The sequence below is a fragment of the Streptomyces fodineus genome (assembly GCF_001735805.1).
Taxonomy (GTDB): domain Bacteria; phylum Actinomycetota; class Actinomycetes; order Streptomycetales; family Streptomycetaceae; genus Streptomyces; species Streptomyces fodineus.
Genome location: NZ_CP017248.1, coordinates 2,367,407 through 2,382,545 on the forward strand (window position 1 = coordinate 2,367,407; position 15,139 = coordinate 2,382,545).

Consider the following 15,139-nt stretch of genomic DNA (forward strand, 5'->3'; position numbering starts at 1 on the left):
TGCCCTGCACTTGCGCCTCCATTCCGGACGCCACCTTGTTTGTGAGGGGGAAGCCTGGGCACGAGCGGATTTACCGCGAAATCGGCAACAGTGGCTACGAGGAGGCGCATTCCATGACCGCCGGCGAGAAGGCCAAGGCGAAGACCGAGCAGGCCGAGGGCAAGGCCAAGGAGACCCTGGGTAGGGCTTTTGGCAATGACCGCATGGCTGCCGAGGGCCAGGCGAAGAAGAGCGTTGGCGATGCCCGTGAGGCGAAGGAGAAGGTCAAGGACGCCTTCAAGCACTGACGCCCCGCACTTGTCGAGGGCTTTCCCGGAACTCGTCCGGAAAAGCCCTCGCTTTGTCACGAAACGGAAACGGGACCGCAGTCAGGGCCGGGTGGCGGGGCGGCTGCCCGGGTGGAGCGGGAAGAGGTGGTCCAGCCCGGCGATGCGGAGTCGCAGGAGGCAAAGGAGCCGCGGTTTGCGGGGCCTGCGCCCGCGCCGCCGCTCATGCCGCGTCGTACCGGGCGGCGATACCGCTCACCGTGACCGCGACGGTGAACGGCTCCGCGACACCGTGTGTGGCGAGGTGGGTGCTGAGGGCGGCAGTCACCCGGTCGTGGACGTTCCGGGCGATGTCCAGCACCGGTCGGCCCTCGGACAGGACGCAGCGCACCTCGATGCGCCATCCCGAACCGTCCGGCGACCGGTCGGCGCGGATGCCTTCCTCGGGCGAGGTGCGGTGGAGCGTGGTGTCCGACCGGGTGGGCGCGGCGGCTGCCGCCAGGCGATGGCTGAGACCGGGTTGCAGGGCCGCCACACCGGGAACTGCGAGGGCCGCCTGCGCCGCGGCGCCGAGGAGCGTGGTCGTGCGGAGGACAGTCATCATGCACCGCCGGCGGGCGTGAGGCCGGGACGGAGGGGTGGCTCGGGCTCCAGGACGTCGACCACGGCGATGTCGACGGCCGTCACGGCAAGGCCCAGGTCTCGTGCGGCCGAGTGGAGGACCGATCGGCGCACCTGGTGGACCCGGTCGGGCAGGGGGCGGTCGAGAGCGGCGGCGAGGGTCATGGTCACCCGAACGTCGGTGCCTTCGCCCACGGGTACGAGCCGGCAGGTCGCGGCCCTGGCACCGGGGAACGTGTCCGCGGCCTGCCTGAGTACCTTCGCCGCGGCGCTCTCGGCGATTCGCAGCTCCCGGTCCGGGTCGTCCAGGGGCAGCAGCCGCCCGAGCCGTACCTCTGCCCTGACGATGTCCATGACGCGATCGGCGAGTGCGTGGAGGCCGGGCGTGTTCTCGGCGCGCAGCGCTCGGGTGGCCGCGTTCACGACGGCCAGGCCCTCGGCGGCCTCGCGGCAGTGAGGGCAGGAGAGGGTGTGCGGGTCCGCCCCCGCCGCCGCGTCCCGCGCCTGTTCCCAGACCCGGCTGAGCAGCCGGCCGCAGGGCAGGACCTCGTCACCCGCGAACGGGCGGGCGTCGGTGGCACCCGCCGCGGAACCGGGCCGGTGGGCTCCGGGCGGTCCGGGAGGCCGCGCGTGCGGGTCGTCTAGCGCCATGGGCCCATCGCCTCCTGCAGGGATCTGCGTGCCCTGAACAGTCTGCCGCGCACCGTCTGTTCGCTGGTCCGCGTCACGTGGGAGATCTCCTTGTAGGACAGGCCCTGCACCTCCCGCAGGGTCCAGCAGAGTCGCTGCCCGGCGTCGAGATCGCCGAGTGCTCGCGACAGGGCGGCGGTGGCCGCGTCCTGCTCCGCAGACCGGACGGGTTGGCTCCAGACGTCCCTAGCCGCCGGCTCGGCGACGACGTCCAGCGAGAGGGGCGGAGGCCGGCGACGGCGCATGGTCAGGCAGCGGTTGACGGTGATCCGGTACATCCAGGTACGGAACTCCGCGCTGTGGTGGTATTCAGGCAACCGGCGCCAGGCGCTGACGAAGGCGTCCTGGACAGCATCCTCGGCGTCCTGGGGGTTGCCGAGCATGCAGCGGGCCAGGGCAAGGAGAGGCCGGCCGTGCCGCTGGACGAGAACGGCGAAGGCGTCCTCGTCCCCCTCGGCCGCCCGTACGGCCAGCAGGCCGTCCGGCAGGTCGCGTCCCATCGGGTCGCGGCCCGGCGATGGGGTAACAGCGCTTTCGACCATGACGCCCCTCGCAAGGCTCGGACCGTCCGCGTACCCGACCGGCCATATGTGATGCACGTCACAGGTGATATGTGTGAGGAACGCGTCGCCCGATATGTCCAATCATTCGAAGGGCATCGCACCGGTGTCCGAGGGACCGATCGAGGCGACCGCCATGACGAACGACATCACCAGCGTCGGCGGGGGCAGCGGGCCCGAGGCGGGCGTGAGCGCGCTCAAGGGCCGCACGGGGGCCGGGGCTCCGGCCGAGACACGGGGGAAGACCACCATCGCGGACGGTGTGGTGGCGAAGATCGCGGGCATGGCGGCCCGCGAGGTACCGGGCATCTACAGCCTGGGAGCGGGGATGGCGCGCGCCTTCGGCGCCATGCGGGAACGCGTTCCCGGGGGCGGAGGCGGGGCCGTCACGCGAGGAGTGAAGGTCGAGGTGGGCGAGCGTCAGGCCGCCGTGGACCTGGACGTCGTCGTCGAGTACGGCGTCTCCATCGTCGACGTCGCGGGCGACGTGCGCACCGGTGTGATCAGCGCCTTGGAGCGGATGACGGGCCTGGAGGTCGTCGAGGTGAACATCGCCGTCGACGACGTCCACCTGCCCGACGAGGAGGAAGAAGCCCAACCGGACGAGGGCCGCGTGAGGTGATCCACCGCCGCGCCCCTGGTGGGCGCGGATGATCGCGCGCACGGCGACGCCCCCTGCGCGAGACGGGTGAGTGCGAGATGAACACAGCAACGACGGGCCTCGCGGCCGGCATGGCCCTCGGCTTCGCCGGCTACTTCGGCGGCTTCTGGGCCTTTCTGCTGGTACTGGTTCTGGGCGCGGCGGGGCTGATCGTCGGCCTCGTCGTACAGGGCGACCTCGACCTCCGGATACGGAGGCAGCGGTGAGGACCCGGCCCGCTCCCCCGGGCGAGGGGTCGAGGCCGCCGGCGCCAGCCGCTGGGCTGCCGCCCCCGGCCGAGCGGGGCGCCACCGTCATTCCCGACAGGGTGGTCGCCCGTATCGCCGCCCAAGCCGCACGCGCGGCCCAGTACCGGCGCGCCGCCGTACCTCCCGGCCGCGGCGGACCGGCAGCACCCCACGCCTCCGCCGCGGTCCTTACCGGGTCCGTGCGCCTACACCTGACCATGGACCTGCCCTACCCCACCGACATCCCCCGTGTCTGCGAGCGGATCCAGCAGGACGTCGCCGAACGGGTCGCTCACCTGACCGGCCTGCGGGTGGGAGAGGTCCTTCTCACCGTCCGGCGGCTGGTGACCGCCGCCGATGCTGGCCGGGGGCGGGTCCAGTGAGCGGCCACGCGGCCCCGGTCGCACAGCACGTCGTGGAGGAAGGGCGATCGCGATGACACCCGATCCCGGTCCTCCCGGCCGCAACGGCGCGCCGTCCGCGCGGGGTGGCGCCGTACCGCTGGCCAAGGAGCCTGACCCGCCCGATCGCGACGTGCCCACCTCGGACCTCCCACCCGGTGAGCGCGGCAGAGGGCACCGAACACACCGCAAGTGGTCCGCACGTCGCATCACGGCGGCACTGGTCGCCTCGGTGATCCTCGTTGCGGCGGTCGCGGCGCTGGTCGACGTCGTCGCCGTGCGGGCGGGACGTCCGGCGACGGCCTGGCGACGGCACCTGGCCGACGAACTGGCCACCCGCCCGGTGGACGACGTGTGGATGCTGACGGGAGCCGCCGTGGCCGCCGCCGTCGGCGTCTGGCTGATCGCCCTGGCCCTCACCCCCGGTCAGCGTCGCTTGCTCCCCCTTCGCTCCCCCGTCGGCTGCCCCCGGCTGCGGGCCTTCCTGGACCGCGACGGCGCCGCCGGTCTGCTGCGTGACGCCGCGATGCGAGTCCCCGGCGTCAGCGCGGCACGCGTCCTGGTAGGCCGCCACCGCGTCAAAGCCCGCGCGGACGTCCGCTTCCGCGACCCCCAGCGGGTGAAGGACGACCTCACCGCCGTCCTCGGCGAGGAACGCGACCAGCTGGCCCTCGCTCGTCCTCCCCGCATCGTCGTACAGGTACGGCGACGCACCGACTGACAGAAGACCCGCAGCACCGGAGCCCGCCATGATGCCGCGACCCGCACTCAACCGCAGTCTGCTGGCGCTCGCAGGACTGGTTCTGCTCGGCGGCGGACTGCTGATCCTCTTCGCCGGGCTCGACCTCTACCGGCGGCATGATCTGGTCCCGCCCGCCGGCTGGCCCCTTACCGGTCCGGCCGACGTCCTGCTCGGCTCCGCCGACCGGACCCGCTGGAGCAGCCAGGGCTGGTGGTGGTGGCCCGCGGTCATCGCCGCCCTCGTCCTCACCGCCCTGCTCGCCCTGTGGTGGCTGCTCGCCCAGCTGAGCCGACGCCGCCCCGGCTCCCTGCCCGTCGGCGGCACACCACCGCAGGAGGGTGTCGAACTGCGCGACCGCGCACTCAGCGACGCGATCGCAGCCGAGTCCGGTGCCCTGCCAGGTGTCGACGACGCGGCCGTACGCATAACCGGCCGACCAGGCCACCACCGCACCCGCATCACGCTCACCCTCACCCCCGAGGGAGCGCCCGGCGCCACTCTCGCCGCCCTCTGCGACGGCCCGCTCAGCACCGCTCGCCGGTCCACCGGCCTCCCTGACCCGCCCACCGAGGTCCGCCTACAGGTCACCCGCCACAGACCACACCGCGTGGAGTGAGGAGGAGACCAGCCGCTCCACTGCAACGCCCTTGCGAATCCTCGCAGTTCGCAAGGGAGCCGGCACCGTTTCCCCACAGGAGAGATCATGATCGTCCTGGGCATCATTCTGCTCGTCGTCGGCTTCCTCACCGGCCTGTCCATCCTGTGGACCATCGGGATCATCCTGCTGGTCGTCGGAGCCATCCTGTGGATCCTCGGCGCGATGGGACACGCCGTCGCCGGTCGACGCCACTACTGGTAATCGGGGTCGGGCACCGAAAGGCAGTGACCCAGGCAGCAGGCAGGCCGACAGTCGGCGCGGCCCCCACCAGATGTTCGCACTCGAATCGGCGAGTGGGGGCCCGGCTCAACCTACGTGCCTCGTTCTCGGCCTGAAATGTCTTCTGGTCGATGGCGAAGTGGCGTTCGGTTACCTCACGGATGGTGTCGGGGGGATGACATGGCAGACCTTCTCCGTCTGGGGCTGGTACAGCCAGGCCAGATCGAAGCGTCCCGCGTTGTGTTGCGCCCGTGCAGGAGTTGAGTGACGCCCATGCTCGGACAGGGAGCAGCCGAGCAGTTCTCCGTCCCATCCGTCGACGAGGCACGTCGGGGTGCGGGCGGGTGGCGCACGGTCCGGCTCGGGACGGGCGCCCCCACAAGACCTTCCACCACCCCAGGTCGGCACGGTCACCCTCACCTCGCAGTCCCCGCACGTGGAAGGCACACCCGGCCAGCGCATCGGCGTCTACATCACCGGACCCGGCACCCCCGACCACGACGCCCTTCTCCTGCTCGACATGACCGCGCCGAGGCCGCCGCAACGCCCCGCGCACACCCCGAGGGGCACCGGTCAACAGCCGTAAGCCGCCATACCCGTCCCAGACCTTGCACCGCATCGCGCGCAGGGCTGCGCCGGAAGAAGCCTCGCCCGCAGCCGGCCGGCGTCCACCCACGAACCGAGCGCATCCTCGCCGGGTGTGCCTGCCCGTGCCGCCGGACGGGCCGGACCCACGCACTCAGCTCGCGAAGTGACCCTGCTCCGGCGTCAGTCCCACTGCGGACACGAGCGATTCCGCGGCCCGCTCGGTGGTCTCCGGTGGCACGACCAGCAGATCCCGGCGCCCATGGGCGGGGGCCATCAGCACGATGGTGCTCGGCGTGCGCGCCGTGGCGGTCCTGCGCAGCCGGACGACCTGGTTGCAGACGAGCATGCGGCCCGGGGCCCCCACCCACCCTGTGCCGTTCACCAGGACACTGACGATCTGGCCCCAGGCGCGGGGCAGGCCGGAGAGCAGTGATGGGAGTTCCGCCAGGAGGTCGAAGGTTCGCGGCCACCAGGCCCCGTCGATACGGCGTGGCACGGTGCTCTCGGGCGCGAGGTACAGGCGAAGGAGGGGCGGGGCCGGTGGCGGGCGCCGTAGCTGGTCGCTCATGAGGTGTCCTGTCGGGTGGTTCGGCGCGGCATGTGGTCCCCGGCCGGGCGGTGCGCCCCGGCGGCCGGCAGCGCGCTCGCGGGGGAGGCGGAGTGCGGCGTCGGCCGTTCGTCCCTCCCAGGCGTCCTGTGCGTTCGCGTAGGCGGGGAAGCGGTCGAGCAGGCCGGTGTGGCGGAAGACCAGGTCGGTCGTGTGGTTGTCGTACACGATGCGTACCCAGCCGCGCCGGGCGCGGCAGTCGGACCACGCCTCGCACAGCGCAGACAGGATGCTGGAGTCGGAGAAGGTCACCTCGCTCAGGTCCACGATCAGGAAGAGCCGTCCGGGCCGGGCCGCTCGGGCCTCGGCCAGGGCGCGGACCAGTGGTGCCGCGGATTGCGTGTCCAGTTCGCCTTGCGGACGATGCGGCACTCCTCGAAGAGCGCAGAAGTGTCATTCAGAGTGGGCAACGGCTCACGCGAGGATGGTGGTTGAGGCCGGCCGGTCGTCCCTGCCGCGGGCTCCCAAGGGGCCCCGTGCCTCATTCCGCCTCCCCGGCCGCGCCCACCGGGCGACCCGCATCGGCGAGCGCCAGCATGCTCGCGGCGGTCAGTGGGTTCTCCGGGTCTGCAGCGGCGGCCAGCAGCCGGACGGCTGTTCCGGCTGGCTCCTCGGGCGGGACGACCAGGAGCACCCAGCGTCCCACGGTGCCGCAGTCCAGGGTGATGACGTGCGCGTCGCTTCCGGGTCCGGTCGGCTCCACGGCGATCACCCGGCCTGGGGCCATGACCGTGTGCGGGGTGTCGGGCCACCCGGCGGGGTCCACGGTGACCCGTATCACGGCCCCCGGATCCGGCTCCAACAAGTCGACAAGCGAGGGAAGTTCGAGCTCCAGCGCGTCGCAGCGCGGCCACCAGGCCCCGTCCAGCGGGCCGTGGCTGACGTCCGGGGTGAGGGTCAGGCGGGGCAGAGGCATGCGGTACGTGTGCGCGTCGGCACCGGACGCGTCTTCAGCCGGCGTACTGCTGGGTTCCATGGTCCGGTCCCGTCCCGGGAGCCGTAGGACGACTGCCCGTTTCGTCCCTCGCCGGGAACGGCACCGCCGGAAGCGCTGCGCGAAAAGCTCTCGGTACGGTCAGGCTACACCTGAGCCCAGGAGAAGCGGCCGGGTCAGCCGTCCGGCTCCGTCTTCTCTGCCCTCCCCTGTTCCCCTTGTTCTTCCTCCAGCTCCTCCATCAGGCGGATGCCCTCGTGCGTCAGCGAGACAGCCGCAGGGGTCCGGTGTGAGGTCCAGTCCACGCTGATCAGTCCCTCGTCGGCCAGATAGGCGCAGGCGGCGGAGAGGTCCTCGTCGGGCAGGCCCAGCTCGGCGCGGAGTACCGATCCGCTGACCTCGGGGCGATTGCGTTCGACGGCCCCGTAGAGGGATCGCAGGACCGCCTCCCGGTTGTTCTTGCGTTCGCGGAGTCTTGTCATGGCTGTGGTTCTCCGGGGTCACGGTCGCGGGGGACGGACACGCCGGCGGATCCTCGTGGACTCGCGGATCCGGGTCGCACCTCGTCGGCGTGAGCGTGCGCGTGCTCTGTCGATTTGCTGGTCGCGAGCCGGAGCGTGCGGGTTCCACGGCGTGCGCGGTGTCGAGGGTGAGATGGAGCCGGGTTCCTCCTTCGCGACCGGCGGGGTAGCTGCTCCATACGGACCTCCCGACAGGCGACGAGTGCGAAACGTGCACCAACCACGATTCGGGTCGCTGCCCGACGCAGGTGGGCGACGGTGTGGGGGGCCTGCGTCGCGTTTCCACGGCAGCCCCCTCTGCAGGGTATGCCGGGTACGGGTGGCCGTGCGTCCCATGACCGGCCGGGCGGCCGGCCGCCTGCCGATCGCCCGGCCGAGCCCGATGACCACGCGAGCCGGCCTGGGCCGGAGGACAACGACCGCACGCGGACGGTCGGCGCCGTTCCCGGTGCCGGCGACCGCCGGGCCGCCGGGGCGAGCCCGGCCGGGAGTACGGTGGACACACTGAGGGCACGCCGCGTACCGCCTCAGGCACCGGTGCCGTTCTCGGGGATCGACGACGCCGGGGCGGCCTTCGTCCGCGCCCGGGGGCAGGGTTGGCCATGACCGCGCAGGTGCTCCCCCCGACGACCCCTGGCCCTCCCCGCGCTCCGGCCCGCACGGGGCAGGCCGCGTACCCGCGCACAGGGCCCGCCGCAGAGGGAGCGCACGTCCTCGCCCCAGATTGCAGATCGGATCCATCGGCTGACGCGTGGTCAGGTCGCGGACCGTCTGCAGGAGCTGGGCGACCTGTACGCGGAAACCTCCGGTGGCGACCCGCGAGCGTGGAATCAGGCACGTGGCCTCTTTCTGAGCCATCTCACGGCCGACGCACGACGGCCGGGGTTCTCGCTGCTGATCGCGGAGACCACCGTCCTGACCGGTTACGCCTATGGCTTCTCCACGGGCGGCTCGGGTCCATGGTGGGCGGGCTTCGACGGGCACGTCCGGGGAGGTCTGCTTCGCCGCGCCGCCTCCGGGCGGCTCTTCGTCGTCTCCGGGATCGTCGTCCCGCCTCGCGTGCGCCGGGAGTACCGGGACCATGTCTGGAACCTCGCCCGGCGACTGCTCGCCGACCACCTCGCCGCGCTCGGCGTCGCACTGGTGGACGTCCGGGACAGCAGGACCGTCGAGACAATGCGGTCCTGGGGCTGGCGGTACGCCGGAGACGACAGCCTTCAGGCAGTGTCGCCCGGTCCGTTCCGCATTCTGGCGCTTGCTCCGGGGACGTGAGCAGCCGCGCCCCATCACCGCCTCGGCCCGGTCAGGGCACGGGCAGGCGCAGGGCGAGAAGGGCGACGTCGTCCGTGCTGCCCGGGGGCGTCCGGGCCGCCAGCTGGTCGCACAAGGTGTCCAGAGGTTCGTGGGCGAGGGCGAGAGCGTGGCGACGCAGTCGGCTGAGCCCTCTGGTCAAGCCGCTGCCGGGGACTTCGATCAGGCCGTCGGTGTAGAGCAGTAGCGTGGACCGCGGCGGCAGCGCGTGGGCGGCGCTCGGGCGAGGTTTGCCGGCGCACGGGTCGGTTCCGAGTATGAGTCCCTGCCCGGCTTCGAGGTACTGCGCGTTCCCGTCGGGGGTCAGCAGCAGGGGCGGCGGGTGCCCCGCACTGGTCCAGTGCAGCGTCCAGGGGCCGGTGTCCGGACCTTCCACCCGGGCGAGGACGAGGGTGGCCATCCGCACGATGGTGATGGCGTGCAGGGCGTCGTCGAGGCGGTCCACGACGGCACCGGTCGGCTCGGCATGGTCCCAGGCGAGGGAGCGCAGGATGCCGTGCAGCTGCGCCATGCCGGCCGCGGCGGTCAGATCGTGCCCGACGACGTCGCCGATGACGAGGGCGAGCGTGCCGTCCCTCAGCGCGAAGGCGTCGTACCAGTCACCACCGACCTGGGAGCCGGGCGGAGCGGGCTGGTACCGGGCGGCCAGCTGGAACCGGCCGTGCGCGGGCAGCGGGGGAAGGAGGTTGCGCTGCATGGCCTCGGCGACCGCGCGCTGCCGGCCGAACCGGCGCGCGTTGTCGATGACCACACCGACCCGGCGACCGATGTCGCCGGCCACGTCGAGATCGCCGGTGTCGAAGGGCCGTGCCGGGTCGGTGCGCACCAGCGTCAGCGCACCGGTGACCTGCCGTCCGCTGCCGAGCGGCACCGTGATGGCGGATGCCGCGCCGGTTGCTCCGAGGAACGCGTCGTGGACGGCGGCCAGCGGTGAGTCGGGCGGTGCGTCCAGGTCCACCCGCTCCTGCAGGACGGGAGCGCCTTCGTTCAGTACCCGGACCAGGGGCGAGTGGGTCGCCTCCCCGACCGGGGGCAGATGACCGCGCCAGTCCTCCTGCCCGGCTGCACGGCCCTCCGGACCGGTCACGGCCACTCGGTGCACCTGACGAGAGCCGACCCGCAGGTCCACCGCGGCCCAGTCGGCGAGGCGGGGGACAAGGACGCGGCTCAACCGGGCGAGGGCCTCGTCCACCTCCAGGGTCTGACCGAGCACGTCGGTGATCTCCGCGACGAGTGTCAACCGCTCGGCGAGACTCTCCAGCGCGCTCGTATGAGCCGCTCGTTCCGCCTGTTCCACCCGTTCCGACCGCTCGGCGCGTTCCGCTCGTTCCCTACCGGCACGGCGGTCCGCCGCGGTCTCGACGATCAGCACGACCATGCCCAGGCAGACGCCGGAGACGTCGTCCGCCAGGGGTGTGGCCGACCAGGAGATCGGGACCAGCCGCCCGTCACCACGCAGGCACCTGTCGTCGTCCCCGCGTGCCGCACGCCTCTCGGCCAGTGCCCGCAGCAGCGGGCAGCGCTCCCGCGGGACGAGGCCACCTCCCGGGTCGCGATGGCACAGGTCGTGCAGATCCCGCCCGTACACCGACCCTGCTGCGCGCTGCAGAAGCCGCTCGGCGGCCGGGTTGACAGCGACGATGCGCCCGGCCGGGTCGATCACTGCAAGGGCCGTGCCCAGCTGCTCGACCACCTGCTGCCACAGAGCCGACTCCCCCGCGGACAGCCGCCGCTCGTGCTCTCCGCCGGACTTCAGGCCCTCCGTCACGTCACCGCCGTCCTTTCCGCACAGACCACACCGCGGTCCGCGGCCCCCGGGCCGGCGGGTCGCAGAGACGTCGGCACCCTGATGGGTTCCTCTTCGAGTACCCGCACCCGCGAGTAGGTCGCCACCCTCGCCCGACCGGCTTCGTCAGCCCGTGGAACGCGAACCGCTCGACCGCAACCGTGCACGAGTGACCGCCGAGATGAGAAGTCTGCGGCCGGCCTCCCCTGCGGGGTCGCCGTCTCGAACGCCCATCCACATCCAGTCGGAACTGGCCGTCGCCACCCGCCACACCATCGGCGACGCCATGGGCATCGTCGTCGGTCGTCACCACTGCGATCCTGTCAGCGGCTCCGCCACACCCGAATGCCCTGCCGCGATGTACGACAGGCGCTCGATCGTATGGTCATGTGAGCCGTGATCCGCTCCCGCAGGATCCTTGCAGTCCGTCAGGCACTCCTCTTCGTGGACAAAGCCGCGACCGGTCGTGCGCAGGACCCCGGGAGGCGGGACGCTCTGAGACGACGCGGTCAAGACGTCTTCTTCCGGCTGCGGTTCATGCGCTCCGAAAGCACGGTCGTCTGCCCCGGCGTCTGCTGGTCGAGCAGTCTTTCGCCTGGATCATGCACGCCCGCGGGCACCCGCGACCACGAACGGAACATCCCGCGATCCGAGCGGTACTGATCGTCCGAAGGCAGGGACCGCCGCCCTGGCCGAGTGAACCCTGAGTGAGCTCCGCTCCACCGGCTGCTGCGCGCCGTGGAACGGGATGCACGAAGACAGCAACCCGGGGTAATAGTCGAATTGTCGTCCTCACAATTCCGTACGGCATCGGCGACCCGGGCGGGAGACCCGCGGTCTGGGATGTGATCATGATGGAGAACTCTCGGAACGGCACCCTCACGCGGCTCGAGGAGCACTTGGTTCCGGGACGGACACTGCTCCTGAACAAGATCAGCGAGTTGCAGACGGAAATCAGTCAGCTGCAGGAGGCCGTCGTCTCCCACACCGTGGTCGACCAAGCGATCGGCGTGGTCATCACCCTCGGTGGCCTGCGTCCCGAGCAGGGATTCCAAGCGCTGCGAGAGGTCTCACAGCACACCAATTACGAAACTGCGGCAGGTATCCGAACTGATCGTGGACTGGGTACACGGCGAACAGCTGCCGGACGAGATCCGCACCGCTCTGAACAAGGCACTGGCCGGAGCACGGTCATCTGAACGCAGCACAGCTCTGCCGCCCGCGTTCTGAGCCGGACGGCAGGGCGGGCGGACGAATGGAATGCCAGCTCACTTCCGAACCCGCACGCGACACGACCTCCGCCCAACGTGTCCCCGAACCCACCTGACCAAAACGTCCCACCCCAGACTTACATCGCGTACGGCGAGCATTCGGCCTCAGGGCGAGACGCCCTCGTCCGACTGTGGCAGTCGCAGGGCGAGCAGGGCGATGTCGTCGTGGGCCCCTGCCACGAGTCCGTTCATCAGCTCGTCGCTCAGCTCGTCGATGTCCTGGTCGACCAGGGCGGCAGCGTGCTGCCGGAGCCGGGTCATGCCGTGATCCATGGATTCGCCGCGCCGTTCGATGAGACCGTCCGTGTACAACAGCAGGGTGCTGCCCTCGGGCAGGGGCAGGCAGGCACTGGGCCGTTCGGCGTGCGGGTCGACGCCCAGTAGCAGGCCGTGTGCTTCCCAGAGGTAGGTGGTGTCGCCGTCCGCAGTGACCAGCAGGGGTGGTGGATGTCCGGCACTCGCCCACTCCAGCTGGTACGGCCCTCCTTCCCGGCCCTTGAGCAGTGCGTACACGCAGGTGGCGGTGCGGTGGCTGTAGAGGGCGTCGACTGCGAGGTCCAAGCGGCGCAGGATCATGCCGGGGGGCTCCCGGCGGTCGCAGGCGATGCCACGCAGCATGTTCCGGATCTGGCTCATGGTCACGGCGGCATGCAGATCGTGGCCGGTGACGTCGCCGATGATCAGAGTGGTGTCACCGCTTTCCGGCAGGACGAAGCTGTCGTACCAGTCACCGCCGATCTGCGCAGTGGCAAGCGCCGGGGAGTAGCGGGCGGTGACGCGAAGACCCGGTACGACGGGCAGGTCCGGCAGCAGGGAGCGCTGGAGGCGCTCGGCGACGGCCTGGGTCTCGGCGTAGAGCCTGGCGTTGTCGAGGGCCAGCGCGATGCGGTGGGTGAGGTCCTCGACCAGCGCCAGGTCCGCCTCGCCCCACGGCGGGTGTCCCTCGCCCCTGACCAGGGTCAGCGCACCCAGCACTCGCCGACGTGCCCGCAGGGGTGCCACGATCACGGAGTCTCCCCCGAGTCGGGCGAACGGTTGCATGGTTGCCGTGTGCAGCGGATCGGACGCCTCCTGCGCGGTCGGCAGCCGCCCGGCCGACAACAGCAGGGGGCCGGCGCCGCGAAGCACCCGGGACAGCGGGCCTGTCGCCGTCTCCGGCACCGGCGGCAACGGTCCCGTCAGGCCGGTCAGGGCGGCGTTGGGGTCACGGTGTGAGACACAGACCCGCTCGACGGCGCCGTCCTCGTCCATCAGATCGGCCGCGGACCAGTCGGCCAGCCCCGGCACCAGCACGCGGCACACCCGCCTGAGCCCCTCGACCGCGTCCAGCGTGCTCGACAGCGCCGCCGCGCTCCGGGTGGCGAACGCCAGCTGGTCGAGCGCCGCTCGCAGCGCCGCGTCCGCGTCATCCTCGTCCATGGCGACCACCTACCCGCCTGGGGGCTCTACGGCCGCTTCCGTCCTGGGAAACCACTCCTCGGGTAGTGCACTGAAGCCGTGCACGGCACGAGGGCCCATGCAGGTACTTACCGGGGTCCTACCGAGCCTCGTGGCTTGTCTGTCGGGCACCCTCTGGACGCCTCCCGGCCCCGTTGCAGTTCAGGTCTCGGGCCTGACCGACGTCTCCTCGGCACGGCCACCCGCCCCGAGGACTTCGACATCGGCACCAAGCTCGTCGGTCGATCCCTCCCGTAGTTCGCGCCGGGTGATGCGGCCGACCACGAAGGTGAGTTGAGGAAGGAAGGCCCCTGGCGGTGTTCGCCGCCCCGACCAGGTTGACGTCGACGACGCGTCGCCACAGCTCGGCATCGGTGCGGCTGAAAGGCCCGCCTACAGCGATGCCGGCGTTGGCCACCACGACACCGGCCGCTCCGAGCCGCTCCTCGACCTGCCGCGCGGCACGGTCGAGCGCGGTCTGATCGGTCACGTCCGCCTCGATGCAGACGGTCATGATGGCCAGCGACGCCGCCACCTGGGACAGCGTCTCCTTCTCACGACCGAGCAGGGCGATCCGCATGGCCTCCGCGGCCAGGCGCCGTACCAGTGCCTCGCCCACGCCGCGCGCCGCCCCCGTGGCCACAGCGACCCGGCCCCGCAATGGGCTGCCGCGCAGGGCCGTAGGCGAGCGGCTGCCGACAGTACGCATGCCAACCTCAAGCACGTGCACTGGAACGTAGGTCGGGCCGCACTTCATCGCCGTCCACGAGATGATCGGCCCGCAGGTCGGCCGGGTCAGAGAGATGGCCGACGACGTGGCGGAACGCATCGCCGCGCTGGGCGGCGTCGCGCAGGGGACGCCGGGCGCACTCGTCACCGAGCGCACGTAGGACGACTACTCCCTCGGCCGGGCCGACGCCATCGCCCACCTCGGCGCGCTCGACCTCGTCTACACGGGAGTGATCGAAGCGGTCCGCGCCGCGATCAAGGAGGCGGGTGACATCGGCACCGACACCGAGGACCTGCTCATCGAGCAGCTGCGGGACCTGGAGCAGTTCCAGTGGTTCGTCCGGGCGACCCTGGAGAGCGCCTGTGGCACCCTCGCCACCGGCCAGGCCCGGACCGCGCGGACGGTCACAGCCGTGACGACGCCTGGTCGCATAGCCCCCGTTCGAGACACACCCGGCCGGCCCGGTACCAGCAACGCACCATCCCGACCGGCGGTCGACGCAGCGTGCCCAAGACACGCCGGTCACAGACGCCCCCTAGACAGCTCGAAGAATTCCACGATGCCCGCACGCCCGACGGCCGGAGCACCGTGACGGGGCTGTCGGCCGGGGCAGCGGGCAACCGCAGCACGATCCCCGGGCCGCCCACACGCTGCGGCACTGCCTCCCCGCTGTCCCGGAGAACCGGGTCGGCCTCCGCGGGCAGCCGGAAGTCGACGATCTCCGTTGCTGCTGGGAGAGGATGCACCCCTCGCACGGACGAGTGAGTGGGTGCGTCTGCAAATCAAGCACCCGGGAGAGCCACAGACACGCGGACCGCACGAGGCACCGACCGCAGCGTGCGAGCCATCGCGCTCGATCCCACGGAAAAGCCGCATCGGAGTGCTCCGGTGCGGCTTCGCCGTCTCACG

General features: G+C 71.6%; 17 protein-coding genes and 3 pseudogenes. 11 read left to right on the forward strand and 9 right to left on the reverse strand.

Annotated elements, in window-relative coordinates; genetic code table 11:
• Positions 1–113 precede the first annotated feature (113 nt).
• The gene (locus tag BFF78_RS09565) at positions 114–287 is read left to right on the forward strand and encodes a CsbD family protein (RefSeq protein ID WP_069777905.1); all 174 of its coding nucleotides are present in this window, start codon (positions 114–116) and stop codon (positions 285–287) included.
• Between the two features lie 202 nt (positions 288–489).
• On the opposite strand, the gene BFF78_RS44665 is transcribed toward BFF78_RS09565, so the two are convergent.
• The 3 genes from BFF78_RS44665 to BFF78_RS09580 are packed head-to-tail and all read right to left on the reverse strand — an operon-like array spanning position 490 to position 2,077.
• Positions 490–870, reverse strand: a complete 381-nt coding sequence (locus tag BFF78_RS44665) for an Asp23/Gls24 family envelope stress response protein (protein WP_227025787.1) — start codon at positions 868–870, stop codon at positions 490–492.
• Positions 867–1,538, reverse strand: a complete 672-nt coding sequence (locus BFF78_RS09575) for a hypothetical protein (RefSeq protein WP_079161238.1) — start codon at positions 1,536–1,538, stop codon at positions 867–869. The genes BFF78_RS44665 and BFF78_RS09575 overlap by 4 nt, the downstream gene beginning before the upstream one ends.
• Complete coding sequence (locus BFF78_RS09580) at positions 1,529–2,077, reverse strand: RNA polymerase sigma factor (RefSeq protein ID WP_227025788.1); 549 nt, start codon at positions 2,075–2,077, stop codon at positions 1,529–1,531. Before BFF78_RS09580 ends, BFF78_RS09575 begins: the two co-directional genes overlap by 10 nt.
• A 196-nt stretch (positions 2,078–2,273) precedes the next feature.
• On the opposite strand from BFF78_RS09580, the gene BFF78_RS09585 reads away from it, so the two are divergent.
• The 7 genes and pseudogenes from BFF78_RS09585 to BFF78_RS43035 all read left to right on the forward strand — a co-directional run.
• Positions 2,274–2,759, forward strand: a complete 486-nt coding sequence (locus tag BFF78_RS09585; protein WP_069783486.1) for an Asp23/Gls24 family envelope stress response protein — start codon at positions 2,274–2,276, stop codon at positions 2,757–2,759.
• Between the two features lie 77 nt (positions 2,760–2,836).
• Positions 2,837–3,004, forward strand: a complete 168-nt coding sequence (locus BFF78_RS46790; RefSeq protein WP_165289356.1) for a hypothetical protein — start codon at positions 2,837–2,839, stop codon at positions 3,002–3,004.
• Positions 3,001–3,408 (forward strand): Asp23/Gls24 family envelope stress response protein, encoded by a 408-nt coding sequence (locus BFF78_RS09590; RefSeq protein WP_079161239.1) that lies wholly within the window; start codon positions 3,001–3,003, stop codon positions 3,406–3,408. Before BFF78_RS46790 ends, BFF78_RS09590 begins: the two co-directional genes overlap by 4 nt.
• 52 nt (positions 3,409–3,460) lie before the next feature.
• The gene (locus BFF78_RS09595; protein WP_227025789.1) at positions 3,461–4,147 is read left to right on the forward strand and encodes a DUF6286 domain-containing protein; all 687 of its coding nucleotides are present in this window, start codon (positions 3,461–3,463) and stop codon (positions 4,145–4,147) included.
• Positions 4,148–4,175: 28 nt separating this feature from the next.
• Positions 4,176–4,784, forward strand: a complete 609-nt coding sequence (locus tag BFF78_RS09600; protein ID WP_069777907.1) for a hypothetical protein — start codon at positions 4,176–4,178, stop codon at positions 4,782–4,784.
• 87 nt (positions 4,785–4,871) lie between these two features.
• Complete coding sequence (locus BFF78_RS46795) at positions 4,872–5,027, forward strand: DUF6131 family protein (protein ID WP_099054840.1); 156 nt, start codon at positions 4,872–4,874, stop codon at positions 5,025–5,027.
• Between the two features lie 395 nt (positions 5,028–5,422).
• Positions 5,423–5,631 (forward strand): annotated as a pseudogene (locus BFF78_RS43035) (MmyB family transcriptional regulator); the annotation flags it as partial.
• A 153-nt stretch (positions 5,632–5,784) separates the two neighbouring features.
• On the opposite strand, the gene BFF78_RS48120 reads toward BFF78_RS43035, so the two are convergent.
• From BFF78_RS48120 to BFF78_RS09615, 3 genes are all read right to left on the reverse strand, one after another.
• On the reverse strand, positions 5,785–6,612 hold the full coding sequence (locus tag BFF78_RS48120; protein ID WP_227025790.1) for a DUF5994 family protein: 828 nt from the start codon (positions 6,610–6,612) through the stop codon (positions 5,785–5,787).
• Positions 6,613–6,721: 109 nt separating this feature from the next.
• Positions 6,722–7,156, reverse strand: coding sequence for a DUF5994 family protein (locus BFF78_RS09610; protein WP_069783490.1), 435 nt, complete (start codon positions 7,154–7,156; stop codon positions 6,722–6,724).
• Between the two features lie 194 nt (positions 7,157–7,350).
• On the reverse strand, positions 7,351–7,656 hold the full coding sequence (locus tag BFF78_RS09615) for a hypothetical protein (RefSeq protein ID WP_069777908.1): 306 nt from the start codon (positions 7,654–7,656) through the stop codon (positions 7,351–7,353).
• Between the two features lie 1,098 nt (positions 7,657–8,754).
• Here BFF78_RS09615 and BFF78_RS48125 point away from each other — a divergent pair.
• Positions 8,755–8,967, forward strand: a complete 213-nt coding sequence (locus BFF78_RS48125) for a hypothetical protein (RefSeq protein ID WP_227025791.1) — start codon at positions 8,755–8,757, stop codon at positions 8,965–8,967.
• Positions 8,968–8,998: 31 nt separating this feature from the next.
• Here the strand turns inward: BFF78_RS48125 and BFF78_RS09625 are convergent, their stop codons facing one another.
• Complete coding sequence (locus BFF78_RS09625; RefSeq protein ID WP_227025792.1) at positions 8,999–10,774, reverse strand: SpoIIE family protein phosphatase; 1,776 nt, start codon at positions 10,772–10,774, stop codon at positions 8,999–9,001.
• Positions 10,775–11,643: 869 nt separating this feature from the next.
• On the opposite strand from BFF78_RS09625, the gene BFF78_RS09630 reads away from it, so the two are divergent.
• The gene (locus BFF78_RS09630) at positions 11,644–11,991 is read left to right on the forward strand and encodes an ANTAR domain-containing protein (protein ID WP_227025793.1); all 348 of its coding nucleotides are present in this window, start codon (positions 11,644–11,646) and stop codon (positions 11,989–11,991) included.
• Positions 11,992–12,168: 177 nt separating this feature from the next.
• On the opposite strand, the gene BFF78_RS09635 is transcribed toward BFF78_RS09630, so the two are convergent.
• Both BFF78_RS09635 and BFF78_RS43045 read right to left on the reverse strand, forming a co-directional pair.
• On the reverse strand, positions 12,169–13,482 hold the full coding sequence (locus BFF78_RS09635) for a PP2C family protein-serine/threonine phosphatase (protein WP_069783492.1): 1,314 nt from the start codon (positions 13,480–13,482) through the stop codon (positions 12,169–12,171).
• A 243-nt stretch (positions 13,483–13,725) separates the two neighbouring features.
• Positions 13,726–14,209 (reverse strand): annotated as a pseudogene (locus BFF78_RS43045) (SDR family NAD(P)-dependent oxidoreductase); the annotation flags it as partial.
• On the opposite strand from BFF78_RS43045, the pseudogene BFF78_RS09640 reads away from it, so the two are divergent.
• Positions 14,207–14,822, forward strand: a pseudogene (locus BFF78_RS09640) (Dps family protein); the annotation flags it as partial. The pseudogenes BFF78_RS43045 and BFF78_RS09640 overlap by 3 nt on opposite strands.
• Between the last annotated feature and the right edge of the window lie 317 nt (positions 14,823–15,139).